Source organism: Shewanella putrefaciens (assembly GCF_016406305.1).
Taxonomy (GTDB): Bacteria; Pseudomonadota; Gammaproteobacteria; order Enterobacterales; family Shewanellaceae; genus Shewanella; species Shewanella putrefaciens_C.
The window spans coordinates 3,595,164-3,615,166 of record NZ_CP066369.1 but is presented as its reverse complement, the minus strand read 5'-3'; the positions used below and the strand labels follow the sequence as shown (position 1 = coordinate 3,615,166).

The 20,003-nt window shown below is 47.4% G+C and carries 15 protein-coding genes and 1 pseudogene; 8 read left to right on the top strand and 8 right to left on the bottom strand.

Annotated elements, in window-relative coordinates:
* The first annotated feature begins 42 nt into the window (after window positions 1–42).
* The 5 genes from mpl (at window position 43) to JFT56_RS15735 (ending at window position 4,580) form a co-directional block, all read left to right on the top strand.
* A complete protein-coding gene (mpl, locus tag JFT56_RS15755) occupies window positions 43–1,437 on the top strand; it encodes a UDP-N-acetylmuramate:L-alanyl-gamma-D-glutamyl-meso-diaminopimelate ligase (protein ID WP_198780952.1) in 1,395 nt (464 codons plus the stop codon).
* A 4-nt stretch (window positions 1,438–1,441) separates the two neighbouring features.
* Window positions 1,442–2,101 carry a flavin prenyltransferase UbiX gene (locus JFT56_RS15750; protein ID WP_198780951.1) on the top strand — a complete coding sequence of 220 codons (660 nt, stop codon included), beginning with the start codon at window positions 1,442–1,444 and terminating at the stop codon, window positions 2,099–2,101.
* Between the two features lie 7 nt (window positions 2,102–2,108).
* Window positions 2,109–2,636 (top strand): hypoxanthine phosphoribosyltransferase, encoded by a 528-nt coding sequence (gene hpt / locus JFT56_RS15745; protein ID WP_198780950.1) that lies wholly within the window; start codon window positions 2,109–2,111, stop codon window positions 2,634–2,636.
* A gap of 238 nt (window positions 2,637–2,874) precedes the next feature.
* A complete protein-coding gene (locus JFT56_RS15740; RefSeq protein ID WP_198780949.1) occupies window positions 2,875–3,813 on the top strand; it encodes an ABC transporter ATP-binding protein in 939 nt (312 codons plus the stop codon).
* Complete coding sequence (locus JFT56_RS15735) at window positions 3,810–4,580, top strand: ABC transporter permease (protein ID WP_007645477.1); 771 nt, start codon at window positions 3,810–3,812, stop codon at window positions 4,578–4,580. The genes JFT56_RS15740 and JFT56_RS15735 overlap by 4 nt, the downstream gene beginning before the upstream one ends.
* Before the next feature lie 64 nt (window positions 4,581–4,644).
* Here the strand turns inward: JFT56_RS15735 and JFT56_RS15730 are convergent, their stop codons facing one another.
* The 3 genes from JFT56_RS15730 to rluA form a co-directional block, all read right to left on the bottom strand.
* The gene (locus tag JFT56_RS15730; protein ID WP_198780948.1) at window positions 4,645–8,274 is read right to left on the bottom strand and encodes a S8 family serine peptidase; all 3,630 of its coding nucleotides are present in this window, start codon (window positions 8,272–8,274) and stop codon (window positions 4,645–4,647) included.
* 205 nt (window positions 8,275–8,479) lie between these two features.
* Complete coding sequence (gene asnC, locus JFT56_RS15725) at window positions 8,480–8,941, bottom strand: transcriptional regulator AsnC (protein ID WP_007645479.1); 462 nt, start codon at window positions 8,939–8,941, stop codon at window positions 8,480–8,482.
* Window positions 8,942–9,036: 95 nt separating this feature from the next.
* Window positions 9,037–9,714: a bifunctional tRNA pseudouridine(32) synthase/23S rRNA pseudouridine(746) synthase RluA gene (rluA, locus tag JFT56_RS15720; RefSeq protein WP_198783607.1), complete on the bottom strand. Its 678-nt coding sequence runs from the start codon at window positions 9,712–9,714 to the stop codon at window positions 9,037–9,039.
* Window positions 9,715–9,905: 191 nt separating this feature from the next.
* Here rluA and JFT56_RS15715 point away from each other — a divergent pair, with 191 nt between their 5' ends.
* Window positions 9,906–11,822, top strand: coding sequence for a peptidase U32 family protein (locus JFT56_RS15715; RefSeq protein WP_198780947.1), 1,917 nt, complete (start codon window positions 9,906–9,908; stop codon window positions 11,820–11,822).
* Between the two features lie 172 nt (window positions 11,823–11,994).
* Window positions 11,995–12,369, top strand: coding sequence for a PH domain-containing protein (locus JFT56_RS15710; RefSeq protein ID WP_198780946.1), 375 nt, complete (start codon window positions 11,995–11,997; stop codon window positions 12,367–12,369).
* An 86-nt stretch (window positions 12,370–12,455) separates the two neighbouring features.
* Here the strand turns inward: JFT56_RS15710 and JFT56_RS15705 are convergent, their stop codons facing one another.
* Window positions 12,456–14,636: a toxin-antitoxin system YwqK family antitoxin gene (locus tag JFT56_RS15705; protein WP_198780945.1), complete on the bottom strand. Its 2,181-nt coding sequence runs from the start codon at window positions 14,634–14,636 to the stop codon at window positions 12,456–12,458.
* A gap of 184 nt (window positions 14,637–14,820) precedes the next feature.
* Between JFT56_RS15705 and JFT56_RS15700 the strand changes: the two genes are divergently transcribed.
* Window positions 14,821–15,138 (top strand): cupin domain-containing protein, encoded by a 318-nt coding sequence (locus JFT56_RS15700; RefSeq protein ID WP_198780944.1) that lies wholly within the window; start codon window positions 14,821–14,823, stop codon window positions 15,136–15,138.
* Window positions 15,139–15,201: 63 nt separating this feature from the next.
* On the opposite strand, the gene JFT56_RS15695 is transcribed toward JFT56_RS15700, so the two are convergent.
* The 4 genes and pseudogenes from JFT56_RS15695 to JFT56_RS15680 all read right to left on the bottom strand — a co-directional run.
* Window positions 15,202–16,368: a membrane dipeptidase gene (locus tag JFT56_RS15695; protein ID WP_198780943.1), complete on the bottom strand. Its 1,167-nt coding sequence runs from the start codon at window positions 16,366–16,368 to the stop codon at window positions 15,202–15,204.
* Between the two features lie 117 nt (window positions 16,369–16,485).
* Complete coding sequence (locus JFT56_RS15690) at window positions 16,486–16,926, bottom strand: SufE family protein (RefSeq protein WP_198780942.1); 441 nt, start codon at window positions 16,924–16,926, stop codon at window positions 16,486–16,488.
* Window positions 16,927–17,019: 93 nt separating this feature from the next.
* Window positions 17,020–18,330 carry a cysteine desulfurase gene (locus JFT56_RS15685; RefSeq protein WP_198783606.1) on the bottom strand — a complete coding sequence of 437 codons (1,311 nt, stop codon included), beginning with the start codon at window positions 18,328–18,330 and terminating at the stop codon, window positions 17,020–17,022.
* Between the two features lie 233 nt (window positions 18,331–18,563).
* Window positions 18,564–19,958: pseudogene (locus JFT56_RS15680) on the bottom strand (DEAD/DEAH box helicase); the annotation flags it as partial.
* Between the last annotated feature and the right edge of the window lie 45 nt (window positions 19,959–20,003).

Sequence of the window (20,003 nt, the reverse complement as noted above, 5' to 3'; positions counted from 1 at the left end):
GATTAGAATGGCCTTGAATTCAAAAACATCAGAGCGAGCGGTATGCACGTACATATTTTAGGCATTTGCGGAACCTTCATGGGTGGCTTAGCATTATTAGCTAGGGCAAAAGGGCATAGAGTGACGGGCTCAGACGCCAATGTCTATCCCCCGATGAGTACACAGCTTGAAGATCAAGGCATTGAACTTATTCAAGGTTTTGACCCAAGCCAATTGGGTGATGCAGGGCACTATCCTGACTTAGTCGTTATTGGCAATGCCATGAGTCGTGGCAATCCTTGCGTCGAAGCTGTATTGAATCTGGGCATACCTTATACCTCTGGCCCGCAGTTTTTAGCCGACCATATTTTACCTGAACGTTGGGTTTTAGCGGTTGCGGGTACCCACGGCAAGACCTCAACCTCGAGCATGCTCGCTTGGATTTTAGAAGATTGCGGCTATGAGCCTGGTTTTTTAATCGGTGGCGTTCCGCAAAATTTCGGGGTTTCGGCCCGTTTAGGTCAATCCGCTTTCTTTGTGGTTGAGGCCGATGAATACGACAGTGCCTTCTTCGATAAGCGTTCCAAATTCGTGCACTATCATCCGCGTACCTTAGCCATTAATAACCTTGAGTTTGACCACGCCGATATTTTTGCCGATCTTGCTGCTATCCAAAAACAGTTTAATCACCTTATCCGCACCGTTCCCGGAGAAGGCAAAATCCTCTGGCCAGCCGATTCCCAAGCGGTAAAACAAACAATCGATATGGGTTGCTGGAGCGAGCAGGAAACCTTCCATGGCGGCGAATCGGCAACGGGTTGGTATGGCAAAGCGCTCAGTGATGATTGCCATCAATTTGAAGTGTTTTTCGATGGCGGATCCCAAGGGGTACTCGAGTGGGATCTTATCGGGCAACATAATATCGAAAATGCCATTATGGCCATTGCTGCGGCGCGCCATGTGGGTGTACAGCCGAGTGCTGCGATTGCGGCATTGGCAAAGTTTGTTCCGCCTAAGCGCCGTCTCGAGTTGTTAGGTACTGTTAATGGCGTCAGTGTGTACGATGATTTTGCTCATCACCCAACGGCAATCGCAACGACCCTAAAGGGCATGCGTGCTAAGGTTGGCCAGAGCAAAATCACTGTGGTGTTGGAGCCGCGCTCGAATACGATGAAGAGCGGAGTGCATAAAGACACTTTAGCTTATTCTATGATGCAGGCCGATGAAGCCTTTTTATATCAAGCCGATACCATCGACTGGAATATGAAAGAAGCTATGGAAGCCGCGGTGATCCCTGTCACTGTGCTGCACCAGATTGATGATGTGGTCGCTAAAGTGGCCAGTACGGCAAAAGCGGGAGATACCATAGTGGTGATGAGCAACGGCGGGTTTGGTGGCCTACATAAAAAGCTCTTGGCTGCCCTCGAGGTGAGCCCGCAATTGATGGAACAGGTTTAATCCCATGGCCTATGTAAAGTCCGCTAAGGCGATAAGCTTAGCTTGGACAGGTGCCTCGGGCGCCCCCTATGGGTTGAAGCTACTCGAATGCTTATTGGCCTCGGGTTATCAAGTGTTTTTGATGATCTCCAGTGCCGCGCGCGTCGTGCTGGCTACCGAGCACGGGGTGCAGCTCAGCGCCAATAGCGATAAAGCCAAAACACAATTGCTGGAACTGCTTGCCCAAAGACATGTGGCGATAGCGGGTGAGCTGGTGGTGCTGGGTAAGGATGAATGGTTTTCACCGCCAGCCTCGGGCAGTGCTGCACCTAAGCAAATGGTGATTTGCCCTTGTTCCACCGGGACATTAGCGGCGGTTGCTACGGGAATGAGCAATAATTTGCTCGAGAGGGCGGCGGATGTCGTCATCAAAGAACGCGGGCAACTCATCCTTGTCCCTAGGGAAACTCCCTTTAATTCCATTCACTTAGAGCATATGCTTAACCTTTCTCGCCTAGGCGTCACTATTATGCCTGCCGCGCCAGGTTTTTATCATAATCCCAAATCGGTGGAAGATCTGGTAGACTTCATGGTCGCTCGGATCTTAGATCATTTGGGCGTTGACCATGCATTAACGAGTCGCTGGGGTTACAGCAAGATAACTGACCGCGACATCGACAATTGAGATTAATATGAAACACACCACCGAAGTGATGATCTCTGCAGAAGAGATCAGCCAAAAATTGGATCAAATGGCCGAGCTTATTAATGCCCACTATGCCAACAGCGAACGCCTGCTGATGGTAGGGCTGTTAAAGGGCTCAGTGGTTTTTATGGCTGATTTATGCCGCCGTATCAAAGGCCATGTTGAAATCGACTTTATGGCGGTTTCCAGTTATGGCAATGCTATGACCAGTTCACGGGATGTGAAAGTGCTGAAAGATGTACAATCGGATATCGCTGGCCGAGACGTATTGATTGTGGAAGATCTGATTGACTCGGGTAATACATTAAGCAAAGTACGTGAAATGCTGTTGCTGCGCGAACCTAAGAGCTTAGCCCTGTGTACGCTGCTCGATAAACCCGAGCGCCGCGAAGTGGATGTTAAAGTAGACTTTATCGGTTTTACCATTCCCGATGAGTTTATCGTTGGCTACGGTATCGATTACGCCGAGCAGTATCGCAATCTGCCTTATATTGCCAAAGTGGTACCGCTCTAATTAAGGCCCCGTTCGGTCTTGAACAAAACTCCCGCCCTGTGTGGGAGTTTTGCTTTTATCTATCCGGCGGTTTGAGCCGTGACGCAACCAAGGTTAAAGTTAAGCATATTTAATAAATTTAAGCGCTTACAGTTCAACTGATTAGCCCTAGCTTTGACTTTTAACCCTGTTAACGTATTGCATTTGGTTTTTTTGCCACCATCTTATAACTCTCGCTATTGAAAGATCAGGAATCACTATGGCCAATACAGCCCATGCTCTGGTACTCGAAGGACTTAAAAAAACCTATAAAGGCGGTGTCGAAGCGGTAAAAGGCATCAGTCTTGAGGTTAAGCAGGGGGACTTTTTTGCCTTACTCGGCCCGAATGGGGCGGGAAAATCAACCACCATTGGGATTATCAGCTCCTTGGTGCAAAAGACTGAAGGGACGGTAAAAGTCTTTGGTTATGATATAGATAAACAGCTAGAACACGCTAAGCTTTGCATAGGTTTAGTGCCGCAGGAGTTCAATTTCAATCAGTTTGAAACCGTATTGCAAATTGTGGTGAATCAGGCGGGCTACTATGGTGTGCCAAAAACTGTGGCCCTCGAGCGTGCCGAAAAATATTTAAGCCAATTGGATCTATGGGAAAAACGTAACAGCCAGTCGCGGGAGTTATCCGGCGGTATGAAACGGCGTTTAATGATTGCCCGCGCCCTGATGCACGAACCTAAGCTACTGATTTTAGATGAGCCTACCGCCGGGGTGGATATAGAACTACGCCGCTCTATGTGGGCATTTCTCAAGCAAATCAATCAACAGGGCGTGACGATTATCCTTACCACCCATTACCTCGAAGAAGCGGAAATGCTCTGCCGTAACATTGGCATTATCGATAAGGGGATACTGGTTGAGTGCACGAGTATGAAGGCGCTACTCAGTAAGCTCAATATGGAGACCTTTATCCTCGATCTGCGCCGGGATATACCCGCGGCGCCTTCGCTCAATGGTATGGTCTGTCGTTTAACCGATCCCCACACCTTAGAGGTAGATGTAGCCAAAGAGCATAATCTGAATGATGTTTTTAGCCAGTTAACTGCCGCCAATGTGGAAGTGTTATCGATGCGCAATAAGTCGAATCGTTTAGAAGAACTCTTTGTTGAATTAGTGAAGAAAACGCCGGGGGCCAAGGCATGAAACAGCTCTACTTTATCGCCTTTAAAAGTATTTTAACGAAAGAAATTAATCGGTTTACACGGATTTGGATCCAAACGTTAGTGCCGCCTGCGATTACTATGACCTTGTATTTTTTGATTTTTGGTAATTTGGTCGGCAGCCGAATAGGGGAAATGGGCGGGGTGTCCTACATGGAATTTATTGCCCCTGGTTTGATTATGATGTCGGTGATCACTAACTCTTACTCGAACGTGGCCAGTTCCTTTTACAGTGCAAAGTTTCAGCGCAATCTAGAAGAACTCATGGTCGCGCCTGTGCCCCATTATGTGATGATTGCGGGCTATGTTGGCGGTGGCGTCGCCCGAGGTTTATGTGTGGGGTTGATAGTGACACTCGTCGCTATGTTCTTTGTCGATATTAGCCTGCATCATGCCGGTTTAGTGGTGATGACGGTCTTTTTAACCTCAGTGTTATTCTCATTGGGTGGGCTTATCAATGCGGTATTTGCTAAAAGTTTCGATGATATCAGCATCATACCGACTTTTGTGCTCACACCATTAACTTACCTTGGTGGCGTGTTTTACTCCCTGTCACTCTTGCCATCCTTCTGGCAGGGCGTTTCATCCCTTAACCCCGTTGTGTATATGATCAACGTATTCCGCTACGGATTTTTAGGGTTTGCCGATATTAGCATTCCCTTATCCATCGCCATTATGGTGGGTTTCTGTGCCGCGCTATGGGGCGTTGCTTATTACCTTATCTCCCGAGGAATAGGATTGCGAACTTAGTTGGTAGGTTGATAACCAAATAAGAAGGGAGCCATTAGGCTCCCTTCTTCATGTCCGTAGATTATTACTTCATACGACGACGCATTGCCGCTAATGGTAATAACAGGGCTGTTAACCAACCAAGAGCACCACCAGATGATTCTGCTTCTTTAGCATTCACTGTAATAGTTGCCGTGCCTGCATCACTTTCTAGTTTTCCATCCGAAGCTGTCACTGAGAAAGTTAACACATGATCGCCACTAGGAGCAGCGAAGCTTATTGCGTTTCCACCGTTAGTAAACGCAACTTTAGTTCCGCCAGTCTGTACCCAGTTATAAGTTAAAACATCTTTATCAGCATCTTTACCATTTGCCTGGGCCGTTACAACAAAGCCTTCAGTACTTGTCATCCCTGTAGGCGCCACTGTTGGCTTAGTATTGTTGATTAAGACAGTGATCTTAGCTGGCGTAGAAGTATTGCCCATAGTATCTATGGCAGCGACTTCAAGCTCAATAGTGCCACTTTGTTGGTTAATAACAGCATCGTCACTCAATCTGACTGTACCGTCTTTAGCAACTAATACCATACTGCTATTGGAGCTGAGTGTCACAAACTCTGAGAATGGGCTGGTCAGCATATCAGGGTCTGTAGCCGTTATTTGGCCTAACACTGTGCCTGCAGCTGTGCCTTTATCTACTGTCAGAGTTGTATCTGCTACTGTTGGAGCTGAGTTACCCTCATCGGTTGTATTGGCTACAACTGACATAGATCCCGAATCGGATAGGAACATAAAGCCCTTCACATCATCGCCGACTTCAGCTTCTAAAAGAGCACTTGCTCCTGGCTTCAACTCAGTCACTTCTTTACCATCAGAATCCACTAACATTGCTGATGTGCCTGAAGCGTCAAGAACGAGTGTCGCAACTGTGCTGTCCTCATCCCCTGATGGTGTTGGAGCCCAGTCGCTATCTTCGACACGGTAGCGAACTTTAATCGTTTTTCCTAAGTCGGTTTCGGTCAAACCTACATCTTCAAAGCACACTTTACTGGTTAAAAAGTCATTGCCAGTAACATGGAAAACGGGCTCTAAAAATCCGTCTGATGTGCCGTATGGAGAGACTAAACCGTAAATCGATCTTGGGTACGCATCGTCAAACCAGTTTAAGTTTACTGTTGCTGCGGTATAGTCCCAAACACCATCATTATTGAGGTCATAGTCAACATTGTAACTTGCAGTTAAGGCATGAACGATAGGATCGCGCATTTGTAGCGTGTTATAGATGGCAATACCTGCGTCACATGAACTACTTAATAAGAGTTCACTTGATGCATTGAGTAAATCGTGACGCTTTGATGCATCAACGGGGCTTGTTGCAATTAACGGTGCAGTGAATGGATCTGTGATGGACGTAGCACCAATGTTGGTTAGTGTACGAACTAGGCCCGCTTCAGTTGCTTCCGTTGAGACTGAAATTGCCGCAGCAGCTTTTGGCAAAATATGATAAACCAAATGCAGTGCTTTTTCTTCGCCATCCATAAACTGGATCGCACCATCATACTCAGACAATGTCAGCGCAGTAGAAGCATCTGCTGCAGTGCCATCAAGTTCATATGATGAAGTTAGTGACCATTCAGGCAGTTTGGTGGGGTCAATGGTCGCTGTAACGTCAAAATCAATAGTTTGCCCAGCAGGAATGGTCACGCTTGTTGGTAACGCAAAGCTGAGTGCACCGGAATCTAAGTCATTCTGGAAACGTTGATCGACTTTTAATGTGTAAGTTTTTTCAGCCGTTGAGAAGTTTTTAACTGTGACTGTTTTAGTCATAGTGGTTGTTTTATTAAGAGCAAGCAAACCAAAAGCGAGTGCTGCTTGGTTTGTTTCTTTGTTCCAAGCTGCGACAGGAAGATTTATCGCTTTCTCAACATCGACCAGTCCTGAACCAATATAACTAATCGGCGCTAACTCAGTGTCTGGGTTAATTTCTTTTGGCTCAAGCGTTATATCTAAGTTAGCTGCGTTCATTATCGTAGCTTTAACTTCAAATGCATTGCGATGGGGTAAAGCTTCACGGATGATGCTGACTGCACCAGCTGTGATAGGGCTGGAGAATGAAGTACCACTAATTGGCGATAATTTATCCCCGTAACCAGGGTGAGCGGTCAGAATATCTGTGCCTGGAGCCGTAATTTCTGGCTTTAAAGTGCCTGCAATTGATGGTCCACGTGAAGTAAATGTTGCTATTGCACCTGCAGTAGTGACTTCAGTTGATGAAATGCTAAATGGTACATCTCCAGCTGCTAGGGCCGTTTTGATTACATCACCATCTTCTTTTGAAACCATTACCGAAGGTATAGTGATATTATCGTCTGTGCCACCCATGACAATGGCACCAGCGCCAGCGGCGTTATTGGCGACGATAACAAATGACGCGCCTTTCAATTGTGCATTTAATACCTTGACAACGAAGCCGCAAACACCACGATCAATTAATACGGTTTTGCCCGTTAAATCTTCGCTATAGGCTGCGCAACCATTCTTATTAGCTGCGGGATAGACAATCGGAGCTGTTGTATTAGTGAAGCTATACACATTCGACTTGTTAAAACCTGCAGCAACAGCCGTGACTGAATTACCCGCAATCAGTGCTTCTACTTTACCGACTTTTGTCGTTGGGTGTGTCATTGCACCTACAGATAGTGCGCTGTTCGTCGTACTAGGGCCTCCGACCACAAAAGGTGTTGGGCCATCATTTCCCGCAGAAATAACTAGGTTCACACCCAGCTGAACCATCTCATCAATCATCACTTGAACGGCACCGCCGTCAGTATCACCAAAGTCACCGCCTAATGACATGTTCACTGTATCCACGCGGTCACTAATATCGCCATCACCGTTTGGATCCATAGAGGCTTCAAGTGCGTTTAATTGAGCGATACCAGGACAACTCAAGTTAGTACAAACGGAATAAACGAGTAGTTCTATATCAGGAGCTACGCCAACCACAGAATGGCTCACATGGGTGCCGTGGTTGGTGCCAGCATCAATTGGATTTGGATCGTTATTAATAAAGTCCCAACCACCAATGATTTTACCTTGCGGCCAGTTTGGTTGTTCACTCTTTGCCGCAACGGCCGCTTGGTAATCTGCAACTAAACCTGAACCGCCGAGGGCTTTATGAGTGTAGTCAACACCAGTATCCAAAACTGCAACTTTTTGGCCTTTACCCGAGGCAACACCTGCCTCAATGACTGCTTTGGCTTTTATATATTCAGCGCTATCTGCGACATCTAGTTTGTAGTCATAGATAGGTAAAATATCTGCGACTTCAGGATTTTTAAGTAAAGAGACAAATTTTTTACGATCGCCTTGAACAACAATGGAATTCACTAATTTTGAGGTGGTTGCGACAATTTTAATGTCAGCATCCATACTTTGAATCGCATTTCTAACATTGGCCTGTGAGCTTTCAATGTTGCTCATTACTGATTGTTGGTTAAAACCCTTCTGCTGGCTTTGTTGGGCAAGTGAAGGCGATTTAAGTTTGATCATCCAAGCAACAGCTTGCTTTTGCTCATTGTTTCCATTTTTTGAAACGCTGATACCAGCATACTTATCTGTGGTTTGGTTGGTCGTATTGTATTGAGCTGTTGTACCAGCAATGGCCGCACTTGATAGTAGAGCTGCTGATATAGCAATCGATAGTTTTGTCTTCACAACTTCTTCCTTGTCAATAAATGTCTAAGCACTTTGTAAAACGCGCTTGTTTCTAGATTGTTATGGTTTTGCTGCGCTCTTTTGGCGTTAGCAATGAAGTTGTAACACAAAAATGTTTTGTGGTTAACACTTTTAGTTGAAAAAAGACTTTGGTCGCATTTTTACGGTATTTTGTTCTGATTGTAATAACTTAGTCGATTTCCATCTAAGGCTTTACCGCCCTGACTATCGGGTTTTGCAGGCTGATGAGTGTTTCAGTCGACTGAATTTCATCGATGGATTGAATGCGATTGATGAGCACGTGCTGCAGGCCATCGATGGATTGGCACATTACCTTTACAAAGATGCTGTAGTTACCTGTGGTGTAATAGGCTTCGACCACTTCTTCGAGGGCATTGAGTTTGGCGATTGCGGCGGGGTAATCTCCCGCGCTTTTTAGATTGATGCCGATAAAGCAACAAACATCATAGCCTAGCGCCTTAGGATTTACTGTGATCTGCGCGCCTGTGATTATGCCCGCTTGTTTCATCTTTTCTACCCGAACATGGATAGTGCCGGCACTCACTGCGAAACGTTTAGCGAGTTCGGCAAAGGGAGTACGCGCATCCTGCATTAGGGCTTCGAGTATATGATTATCCAGCTGATCACGTTGAAATGCGGTTTCCATAAACAAACTCTCTATAACATAATGAATTGTCATAAAGTTACGTTTTTTTATGGGGAATTGCTACTGCTTTTGCGGTTATCAGTTAATTTTAGTGATCATTGTTCGCCCTGTGGCTCACAAAATGGCGCTGCGGCACTAAAAGTCATACTGACGCCTGTGTACGGATGTTTAATCGTGAGTTCTGCCGCATGTAGTAGAAGACGAGGGGCTAAGGATTTAGCGAGCGGATCGGCATAGAAACCGTCGCCTAGGATTGGGTGCCCAATCGCCATCATATGGACCCTTAATTGGTGTGAGCGGCCAGTGATGGGGGTGAGTTTGACTAAGGTTGAGTGCTTGGCACGGCTTAATACTTCATAGTGCGTCAATGAAGGTTTACCAACCAGATGATCGACCTTCTGTTTAGGGCGATTTGGCCAGTCACAGATCAGCGGGTAATCGACGCTGCCAGTGTGGTGTTTAATATGGCCAGCCACCCGTGCGATATAGGTTTTGCTGGTTTCTCGGTCGTGGAATTGACGTTTTAGCTCGCGCTCGGCACTGCGGATCAAGGCGACGACTATCACGCCTGAAGTCGCCATATCGAGGCGATGAACGATTTGGCAGTGGGGATGCTCGGCTTTTACTCGGGCATAGACACTGTCGTAGTGGGCGGGATCTCGACCGGGCACCGACAATAATCCCGAGGGTTTGTTGATAACGATAATGTCTTTATCTTGATAAAGAATATCGAGCCAAGGTGTTGTCGGTGGTTGGTAAATAAAATCAGTCATCATAGTGCCTATTCGTCAATGCGGGGCAAAGATACTCTGCTAGGCTTGAGGGTGCAAGTATGTGCCTTGAAAGATGCCAGCTTTAGAGCAAACTAAAGCGCATTAGTTGATGATTTGCTGATAGAGGTGTTTTTCAGTTCTTGCTATACTCCCGTCCTTTTCGTTACCGATTATTTTGAGCCTGTGAAGCCATGAGCCAGCCAGAAATTTACACACCAGAGAATCTTTCTCACGTCCATAACCGCCTTGAGTTATTGGCGCCAGCAAAGAATGCCGATTATGGTATTGAAGCCATTCGCCACGGTGCGGATGCGGTCTATATTGGTGGCCCTGCATTTGGAGCGCGGGCAACGGCTGGCAACAGTGTTGAAGATATCGCTCGCCTATGTACCTATGCCCATCAATACCATGCTCAAGTGTTTGTGGCGCTCAATACCATCCTGATGGACGATGAGCTGGACGCGGCCGAAAAACTGATTTGGGCCTTGTACGAAGCCGGCGCCGATGCACTGATTGTGCAGGATATGGGCGTGTTGCAACTCAATTTGCCGCCTATTGCCTTACATGCCAGCACCCAAATGGATAACCGTAATCCTGAAAAGGTCGCCTTCTTAGAGCAAGTTGGCTTCTCCCAGGTAGTGCTCGCCCGTGAGCTTGGCCTAAGCCAAATTCGTGAAGTGGCGGCGCACACTAATATGCAGCTCGAATTCTTTATTCACGGTGCACTTTGTGTGGCTTATAGTGGTTTATGTAACTTGAGCCATGCCTTTAGTAATCGCAGTGCTAACCGCGGTGAGTGCTCGCAAATGTGCCGTTTACCGGGGAATTTAAAAACTCGTGCGGGGGATGTGTTAGCGCAGAATGAACATTTATTGTCCCTCAAGGATAATAACCAAACCGATAACCTCGAAGCCTTAATCGATGCGGGTATTCGTTCATTTAAGATTGAAGGCCGCCTCAAGGATTTAAGCTACGTTAAAAACGTCACCGCCCATTATCGTCAAAAATTAGATGCGATTATGGCCCGTCGCCCAGAGTTTAAGGCGTCATCCCACGGTCGCTGCGAACATACTTTTACCCCAGATCCTGAAAAAACCTTTAACCGTGGCAGTACAGATTATTTTGTCCATGAGCGTAGCCAAGGGATCAAGGATTTCCGCTCGCCTAAGTATATTGGTCAGGATGTGGGCCAAGTGGTTGCCATTGGTAAAGATTTTATTCAAGTCAGTTCAAGCCATACATTTAACAATGGCGATGGTCTAGCCTATTTCCCGCCAAATTATGCGATGGCAAAACAATCCGATGACAAACTCCAAGGCCTGCGGATTAACCGCGCCGAAGGCCATAAACTGCATGTGTTGCAGGTGCCAAAGGATCTAAAAGTCGGTATGACCTTATACCGTAACCACAATCAAGCCTTTGAAACCTTATTATCTAAGGAATCAGCTAAGCGGATTATTGGCGTGGATATGCGCTTAATCGATACCGCAGCAGGGATAGCGCTGACGCTAACGGATGTGTATGGCTTGAGCGCAACGGTTGAACTTGAAGTTGAAAAGACGCCCGCAACCGATGCCGAAAAAACCTTGCAGACTATCCGTACCCAACTGGCAAAGCTGGGCAGTACAGACTTTGTTGCTCGCCAAATCAGTATTGAAACCGCTAAGCCATGGTTCCTACCTGCCTCTGTGTTGAACGGTTTGCGCCGTGATGCCGTCGCTGCACTCGAGCTTGCCCGTGTCGCTGGCTATCAGCGTCCTAAACCTTGGAAATATAATCAAGATGCTGTCTATCCGGTTAAACATCTGAGTTACTTAGGTAACGTCGCCAATGAAAAGGCTAAGAGTTTTTATCAACGCCACGGTGTGATTGAAATTCAAGATACCTATGAGAAAAACGGTGTCACCGAAGATGTGCCTTTGATGATCACTAAGCACTGCCTGAGATTTAACTTTAATCTTTGTCCTAAAGAAGTGCCGGGTATCAAAGCCGATCCTATGGTGCTCGAAATCGGTAACGATGTGCTTAAGCTGGTTTTTGATTGTCCAAAATGTGAAATGATGGTAGTAGGTGAAAACCGCCAAGTTCGGGGCCAGAAGCATCTCTAAATAGCGGCTTTACGCTCAAGATGAGCCGAGACTGAGCGAGTATTTCACATGAAATCAGCCCGTTAAATCGATCTTTTAAGCCCAGTTTATGTCCGCCCATTAACTTGTGTTGCACTGGGGGTTATGAGCGGATATCTTATTGAAAATAAAATTAATAATAGGGAATGTAACTATGGGATTATTAGACGGTTTACTGGGCAATGCCTCCGAGGTGGATTTACAGGAACTTGCCGAGGAATTAAGGCCGATTATGGGGATCCAGGAAGAACTCAAACTTGCCTATAAAGTGATCCGCGATCTGTTTATTTTTACCAATAAACGCCTGATCTTAATTGATAAGCAGGGGATGACGGGTAAAAAAGTCACTTATCATTCAGTGCCCTATAAATCTATTACCCATTTTGAAGTGGAAACCACAGGCCATTTCGATATGGATGCAGAGCTTAAAATTTGGATCTCAGGCCAGCGCGATCCCTTAGTCAAAGAGCTTAAACGCGGCACCGATGTGGTCGGTATTCAAAAAACGATCGCCACTTTTGCGCTTTAGTTTTCCGTTGATTGCGTTTCTACAATGACCTAAAGTAAGCCTTATTTTACTGAGGCTTACTTTATTTTCCGCCCTAATACCCAACATCAGTTAAACATAATCGAGCTAGAATTAGTGGTATGTTCTATTGGCTCACCTGCCATAGTGTAGGTTTCTGAGAGCTTAAGCTTACCTTGCTCATCATATTGATTATGAATGCCTACCCAGAATTTTTCTTGCCCTTGGATATTCAGATTACCCTCTTCGGCGAGGCGGCCATTGGGGTGATAGCGTTTCATCCCATAGAGTTTGCTCGCGGGATCATATTTGAGCTGATAGGACAAAACGGCCGCTTCAGCCTGATAAATGCCCGGGGTTGACTCAGATCCCTTTTCATTAGTATCAAAGTAGTGACGGCTTTCGATGAGCACACCTTGGTCATCTAGCCAGACTTCGCGGTTCACTTGGCCTTGGGCATTAAATCTTTGCCAATGGCCTATGTCTGTGTAGTTATCGTCAAGGATCTTGATCGTGCCCGTTTCGAGTATCGCGCCTTCCGGGGACAGGGTTTTAGCACTAAAGTTATCGTCCATAGTTCGGGTTAATAACCAACGAATTGCCCCATTTTCATAGTATTCGATGCGGGTATCAGCTATGCCCTCTTGATAATATTCCCTTTGATTATTATCAAGAAGATAACCACAGCGGGTGTTGGAATGGTGCTGATACGAGGTTAGCACGCCCTGCTCATTATAGAAGCTTGATTCCTTAAGATACCCTTGACCATCACGGACTTCATATACCGAAATAGAACGAATAGTGCCGTCTTCATAGAACCAGCGAGCGGTGCCGTCGCGATTGCCCGCCGTGTGGGGTAAATACATCTGGATTTGCTGGTTTTCGTAGTATTCGATAAACGGGGCAATCGAAAGATTATCTTTATATTGGCCTTCGGCCGAAAGCACTCCACTTGGAAAGTAGCTTCTAAATTTGCCTTCCCTTAACCCATTTTCTAAGTCAATTTCTAGGGCGAGCTGGCCATTCTCATGGTACCAGAGGGCTGTGCCTTGCTCTTTGCCGTTCTCAAAATAATTCTGCTCTTCGAGCTGGCCATTGGGGTGCCATTTTAAGCTTTCGCCCTGTAACTTGCCGTTCGCATTAAATGATTCACGCCATGCGGGCTTGCCCGTGTCATAAAACTCTTCAATGACTTTGCCCGAATGATCGGCTGACATTTTTTGCTTGATTACGCCATTAGCATGGTACCAGGTGGCTTGATATTCACGGCCTTGGTCGTAGTGTCTTTCCGCTTCTAGCGAACCATCCTGATAATATTGTTTTTCAATACCATGGAGCGTATCGGTCAACAAAGGGCGGATAAGCTGCACTTGGCCTGAGGGATAGTAACGGGTTAAGGTGTTGATATAGCGACCATCGCTGTCAAGTTCTGCGGTTTCTTTCAGCTGACCATCTTCATAGTAGTGGCTGATAAACATGCCATTGGGATGGCGATCTTCCCTTTGATTTATTCTGCCATCATGGTCGTACCAAGTTTGCTGCCCAAGCTGCTGATCATTGATGAAATGTCCCTCAAATAACAAAGTACCAAGGGCATCGAACTGGCGGGTCACACCCTCACGCTCACCAAAATAGTTTGAGTCTACGGCTTGGGTCAGATCCGGGGCTTGGGTGACAATTCTTAAGATCCTTAGGCCCTGCTCGGTATCAATTTGATGGAAAGTGCGATGCAATTTTCCTGTAAGGCTTGCGTAGTCTTGAATATCGCCTTGTACTATTTGATGGCTGTCTATCGTGAAGTGACTTATCAGTAAGGCATCGATATTATTAAATTCTACCTGCCACAATATCGCCGCGGCCTGCGGATAAGAGCCTTGGGTGTTTTTAGGGAGAATACTGCAGACTTTCTCTTTAGCTAACCAGAAATGCTTTTCTAATCCATTAGTTTTATGAATGATCTCAAGGCGATCAAATTGGGTTTCATGGAAAGCGCATGACTCGTTTTCCCGCTCCCAACCTAGGAGTTCGATGGTTTGCTGTGCCTGGTAGTGGTAGATAACCATGTCGCTCGCAACGTTTTCTTCCCGTGATGTTGCATCCGCCTCGCTCGCACTGATGCTTAAACTAAAATTTCGCTGAAAATCCGTAGCCTTGCTGGGCGATACAGGTTGTTGATCTTCTTGGGGATTTAAAGGCTTATTGTCCTTGGGCTCGTGGTGATTTTCTCGGGAATTAAACAACTTAGCTTTGAGTGCGCGAAACAACGACATCGGGCGAAATCTCCATATCCATATGTAAAACAATAAGCTTATCTGAGGGATACTCACGACTGGTGAGTTTTCAGTGCGCATATCATAGCGGTTTATGGTTTCATTTCTCAATGTGGTATTGGTTAAAATACCCGAATATATGGGATGGAATGGCCCATAAATTGGAACAAGATAAGGATAAAAAATGGTTCACAACTTTTTTAGTGATATCCCCGCCGCTCTCTCTGCGGAGGTATTTGAAAAATTGGCGGGGAGTTCCAATGTGACTATCGAGCGCATTATCTCCCATGGGCAATCGACCCCAGCCGGGCAATGGTACGACCAAACCCAACATGAGTTTGTGCTCTTGCTGAAGGGGGAGGCGACCTTAGCATTTGAGCTAGGTGAGCAGGTGGTATTAACCCCAGGGGACTATTTAACTATTCTGCCCCATCAAAAACACCGCGTCGCTTCGACCTCGACGCATAGCGAAACCCTCTGGCTCGCGGTATTTTACGATTGATAAGGGCGGCCCTTTGTCCTGTAAGTTAGCTTAAAATCAAACGGGTCGATATAACAATGGCATTTACACTAGTACGTTATTAAGCACCCTTTGCCAGTTGCCGCCCATAAAGCGGTCGCGGTCGGTGGACTTAAAGCGTGCTTTGGCGAGGGCGTCATCGATGCGGCTCATACGGTCGATATGATTTAACTCGGGGATCACTACGTGTCTTGGTTCTGCATCGAAGCCTAATACTTTTTTGGCCCTTAGGCTGTACCACCATTCTTGATATTCTTTAATGCCCTGGGCGTTGTCATTATTGAGCGCCAGCAGGTTTTCTTGGCCGCGTAGCGGAAAATCGTTAGCGATGGCGACACAATCCACCCCGCCGACCCGCATCACGTATTCCAGTTGGCGAATATAGTCATCAAGTGTGGGCACGGGTTTATTGGTCAGCCAAAAGCTCATCATAAATACCCCAAACACCCCACCCGTATTGGCTATGGCGCGGATCACTTCATCGGGTGAGCAGCGGGCATGATTGACTATGCCGCGGGCCGCGCCGTGGCTTTGCACTATGGGTGACTTAGATATTTTTGCCACATCTAAGGCGGTTTGGGCGCTGGAATGGCTGACATCGATGAGGATATTGGCATGGTTAAGCTTGGCAATCAGCGCTCGCCCGTGGGCGGTGAGCGGGTTGTTGAGTCCACCGTTAGCATCATTGTCTAAGGCGCCTCCGGCGAAGGTATTGCCATAGTGGTGAGTGAGTTGCAGTGCCCGCAGCCCCTGCTGATGGAATTCATCGAGGCGTGCCCATTGGTTGGCATCGCTGTCTTCTTCGACACAATCCGCGCCTTGAATTTGAAAAAATACCGCCGTTCGTTGGCTCTCCCGCGCGAGCTGGATATCGCGCCCCGTCAGACCTTGCAGCAAAATATCCGGATGTTCGCTTACCCGTTTGGCGGCCTGTTTAATGCTGTCCATACAGGCTTTGTAGGTGCGTTTGTAGTTTTGAGTACCGTCGGCCTGTTCTATGGTTTCAATGGCGGAGATATCGCAAAGGTAGGCGTCGAGTTTAGAGGCGGTTACATCACCTAAGTCATCGGGAAGAAACGATAAACCATCGATATAGAGCCGTCTGGGAGCGGCGGCTAAGCTTGGGAAACTGGCCATTTGGCTTAACAGTGTGGCTGCGCCAAGGCCTTTAAGCAGGGTTCGACGTGGGTGATTGACTGCCTTGTTGGGCATGCTCTGTTCCTATCCATTAACGCAAATATAACTTCTTTATACCCTATAACTGCGGTTGAAGTCTTTGATTAAATCCCTTTTTTGGTTATCTAGGCTGTAAATTGAAATCCCTTTTGGTTATTGGGCACAGTCTTTGATTGCCCTTGCAAGTGCATTAAGGCCGTTAGTGCGGGATGGGCTCAGTTGGCCTTCTAGACCCAATTGTTTGAAATAGGCATTAGGGTCAAAATCCTGGATTTCCTGCGCGGTTTTACCTTGATAGGCACCGAGCAATAAGCCAATCAATCCTTTAACGATGCGGGCGTCGCTATCGGCTAAATAGTAATGTTTACCCGCTTGGGCTAAGTGGTAGAGCCAGGCATCACTTTCACAGCCCTGTACCTTTGCCGCCTCGAGGCGAAACTCACTACTTAAGCTAGGTAAGTCTTTGCCGAGCAGCATAATCTGACGGTATCTTTCCTGCCAATTTGCCGCCTGTGTGAAGCGTGCGACAAGGGTGTCTGCATCCTGCACTGGATAGTGAAAATCGGCCTCGAGTGGCCTTGGCTGAGTTGTCATAGTGAATCCTGATTTTACGGGCCTGCTGGTTTTATGAGTCTGCTGATTTTACGAGTTAGCAGATTGAGCCATAGTCGACTTAGTCATTATCAATTACAGCAATAGCGCTTTTACCGAGGTGAGGGCGCTAATAAAACGGTCGATATCCGCTTTGTTAGTGTAGATACCAATAGAGGCACGGCAACAGCCCTTAAGGTGTAAGCTTTGCATTAATGGCATGGCACAGTGATGGCCGCAACGGACGGCAACCCCTTGTTGATCCAGCAAAATACCCACATCTTGATGGTGCTCATCGGCAAGGTTAAAGGCGACAACACCGATATTGTCATCGAAGGCCGCGTATAAATGCACCTCACCGAGTGCGCGCAATTGGCTTTGTAAATAGTGAAGTAGTTCAGCTTCATGGGCTCGAACTTGGGGCGTGAGCTCGGTTTGAAGAAAGCTAATCGCAGCGCCTAAGCCTATTACTTCGGCAATCGGCGGCGTGCCCGCTTCTAGGCGATTCGGCAGACTGCCAAACTCTGTCGCCTCAAAGCTCACACGTTTGATCATCTCGCCGCCAGTGAGCAGGGGCTTGAGATTATCTAAAACCTCGAAACGGCCATAGAGCACGCCAACGCCGGTTGGACCATACATTTTATGCCCCGAGAAGACGTAAAAATCACAGTCGATTTCAGTCACATCGATAGGCATATGGGCGATCGCCTGCGCGCCATCGACTAAGGTGATGGCCCCCACAGCCTTGGCCAATTGCACTAATTGCGCCACTGGGTTGACTGTGCCTAACGCATTGGAAACATGGCAAAGGGCGACTATTTTGGGTTTTAAAGCGAGCAAGGCTCGATAGGCATTAATATCCAAACGGCAGTCTTGCGTGAGTGGAATGGGCTTAATCACCGCCCCGGTGCGTTTGGCCAGCTCCTGCCAAGGCACAATATTGGCGTGGTGGGCGGCGGTGTCGATTAATATCAGATCGCCCACAGTGAGCTGCGCCGTGAGCCCAAAGGCGACTAAGTTGATAGATTCGGTCGTACCATGGGTGAAGATGATTTCTTCACGGCGTTTTGCCCGTAAAAATTGCTGTAATTGATCGCGCACCTTTTCATAGTTTACCGTCGAGCGCGCCGATAACTGGTGTGCTGCCCTGTGCACATTGGCATTGTCGTGGGCGTAATACTGCGCCATCGCATCCAATACGCTTTGCGGTTTTTGGCTGGTGGCCGCGGTATCGAGGTAGCAGAGCGGATAGCCATCAAGCATTTGATTCAATACGGGGAATTGCGAGCGGATCTGAGTGTTAAGCGCTTCTGCCTGCAATGTCGCAGCTACCTTAGGATCTAAAGCCGCATTGGCAGTAGCTTGGGCATTGGCTGGGTTAGGCGTTGGCGCGGCAGATTGAGTCATGGATAAGGCTAAGGGCAATGAAAAGGCCAAGGGATCTTCTGTTATCTTAAATCTGAATGCAAGTATTAGCGATTTGAGCCATGAGCGGCAACTGGCCGAGATGCTCCATCGTTAAGCACATCAAGGGCCAAATCTATGGATTTGGGCCTTGATGTTTATTGGAGCTAATGCTTATTGGAGCCGATGTTTATTGGAGTTAAAGAGAACCCGCTACATTATCCCCATGGCTTAACGTGCCTTGGATTTTTATCCTTAGGTTGATGGCCGCGGGCGACATCACCACTGCGTTGTCCATCTTTATGTTCGTGGCTTTTGGGTGTCGAGGCTTTTTGTTGACGTTGGCTATTGTCTTTATTGCCTTCGGTTTTTTGAGCATCACGGCCAGAACCCGTTCTTGGGGCTGGTTTACCCGCACTACGGTGATTGCGACGGCTAGGGATAGTCTTCACAGTGTTATTTTTGCCACTCGCATTTAAACGTGATTCTGGCAAGGCATGTACCGGGCTGAAGCCTTCCACCATTTCACGGTCGAGTACGCGGTTAATTAAACGCTCGATATCGTTGAGCAGTTTAATTTCTTCACTGCTGACTAATGACACGGCTTGCCCAGAAGCGCCCGCGCGTCCAGTCCGGCCGATACGGTGCACATAATCCTCAGGTACATTGGGTAAGTCGAAGTTAACCACTTGAGGTAACTGATCTATATCTAACCCGCGGGCGGCAATATCGGTCGCGACTAATACGCGAACTTGGCCAGTTTTAAAATCGGCTAAGGCCTTAGTGCGAGCGGTTTGACTCTTATTCCCGTGGATGGCAGCCGCTTTAATTCCGGCTTCTTCGAGATTTTTAGCTAAACGGTTGGCGCCATGTTTAGTGCGTGAAAATACCAGCACTTGTTGCCAATCGTGCTGTTTAATCAGTTGGATTAACAGCGCCGATTTTTGGGTTTTATCGACGGGGCAAACCCATTGTTTTACCGTCGTGGCCGCCGCGTTACGCGGAGTGACTGATATTTCAACCGGATTATTGACTAAGCCCTTAGCCAGCTCACGAATTTCGTCGGAGAAAGTGGCCGAGAACATCAGGTTCTGGCGCTGCTTAGGCAATATGGCGAGGATCTTGCGGATATCGCGGATAAAGCCCATATCGAGCATGCGATCCGCTTCATCTAACACTAAGATCTCAAGCTGGTTGAACTTCACCGCTTTTTGATTGTACAAATCCATCAATCGACCCGGGGTGGCGACTAACACGTCGACACCGTGGCGCAGCTTAGCGATTTGTGGGTTGATAGGCACACCCCCAAATACGACGGCGGAGCGCAGTGGCAGATATTTGCCATAGGTTTCAACACTTTCAGCAACCTGTGCGGCCAACTCGCGGGTGGGAGTCAGCACTAAAGTGCGCACTTGACCCGCCTGAGCCCTTTGACCTTTGCTGAGCAATTCGAGCAGAGGCAAGGTGAAACCTGCCGTTTTACCTGTTCCTGTTTGGGCGGCCGCCATCACATCTTGGCCTTGAAGCACAGCAGGAATCGCTTGCGCTTGGATAGGCGAAGGTGTGTCGTAGCCCTGTTCGGCGACGGCTTTAAGTATCGGGGCGGATAGGCCCAGGGAGGTAAAACTCATAGATAGGTCTCTTGTGGCAACACTGTGCTGCATTTGTGGTCAATG

Coding starts and splice junctions, on each gene's coding strand:
- mpl (WP_198780952.1), top strand. CDS start 43: ATGCACGTACATATTTTAGGCATTTGCGGAACCTTCATGGGTGGCTTA.
- JFT56_RS15750 (WP_198780951.1), top strand. CDS start 1,442: ATGGCCTATGTAAAGTCCGCTAAGGCGATAAGCTTAGCTTGGACAGGT.
- hpt (WP_198780950.1), top strand. CDS start 2,109: ATGAAACACACCACCGAAGTGATGATCTCTGCAGAAGAGATCAGCCAA.
- JFT56_RS15740 (WP_198780949.1), top strand. CDS start 2,875: ATGGCCAATACAGCCCATGCTCTGGTACTCGAAGGACTTAAAAAAACC.
- JFT56_RS15735 (WP_007645477.1), top strand. CDS start 3,810: ATGAAACAGCTCTACTTTATCGCCTTTAAAAGTATTTTAACGAAAGAA.
- asnC (WP_007645479.1), bottom strand. CDS start 8,941: ATGGAAACCGCATTTCAACGTGATCAGCTGGATAATCATATACTCGAA.
- rluA (WP_198783607.1), bottom strand. CDS start 9,714: ATGACTGATTTTATTTACCAACCACCGACAACACCTTGGCTCGATATT.
- JFT56_RS15715 (WP_198780947.1), top strand. CDS start 9,906: ATGAGCCAGCCAGAAATTTACACACCAGAGAATCTTTCTCACGTCCAT.
- JFT56_RS15710 (WP_198780946.1), top strand. CDS start 11,995: ATGGGATTATTAGACGGTTTACTGGGCAATGCCTCCGAGGTGGATTTA.
- JFT56_RS15705 (WP_198780945.1), bottom strand. CDS start 14,636: ATGTCGTTGTTTCGCGCACTCAAAGCTAAGTTGTTTAATTCCCGAGAA.
- JFT56_RS15700 (WP_198780944.1), top strand. CDS start 14,821: ATGGTTCACAACTTTTTTAGTGATATCCCCGCCGCTCTCTCTGCGGAG.
- JFT56_RS15695 (WP_198780943.1), bottom strand. CDS start 16,368: ATGCCCAACAAGGCAGTCAATCACCCACGTCGAACCCTGCTTAAAGGC.
- JFT56_RS15690 (WP_198780942.1), bottom strand. CDS start 16,926: ATGACAACTCAGCCAAGGCCACTCGAGGCCGATTTTCACTATCCAGTG.
- JFT56_RS15685 (WP_198783606.1), bottom strand. CDS start 18,330: ATGACTCAATCTGCCGCGCCAACGCCTAACCCAGCCAATGCCCAAGCT.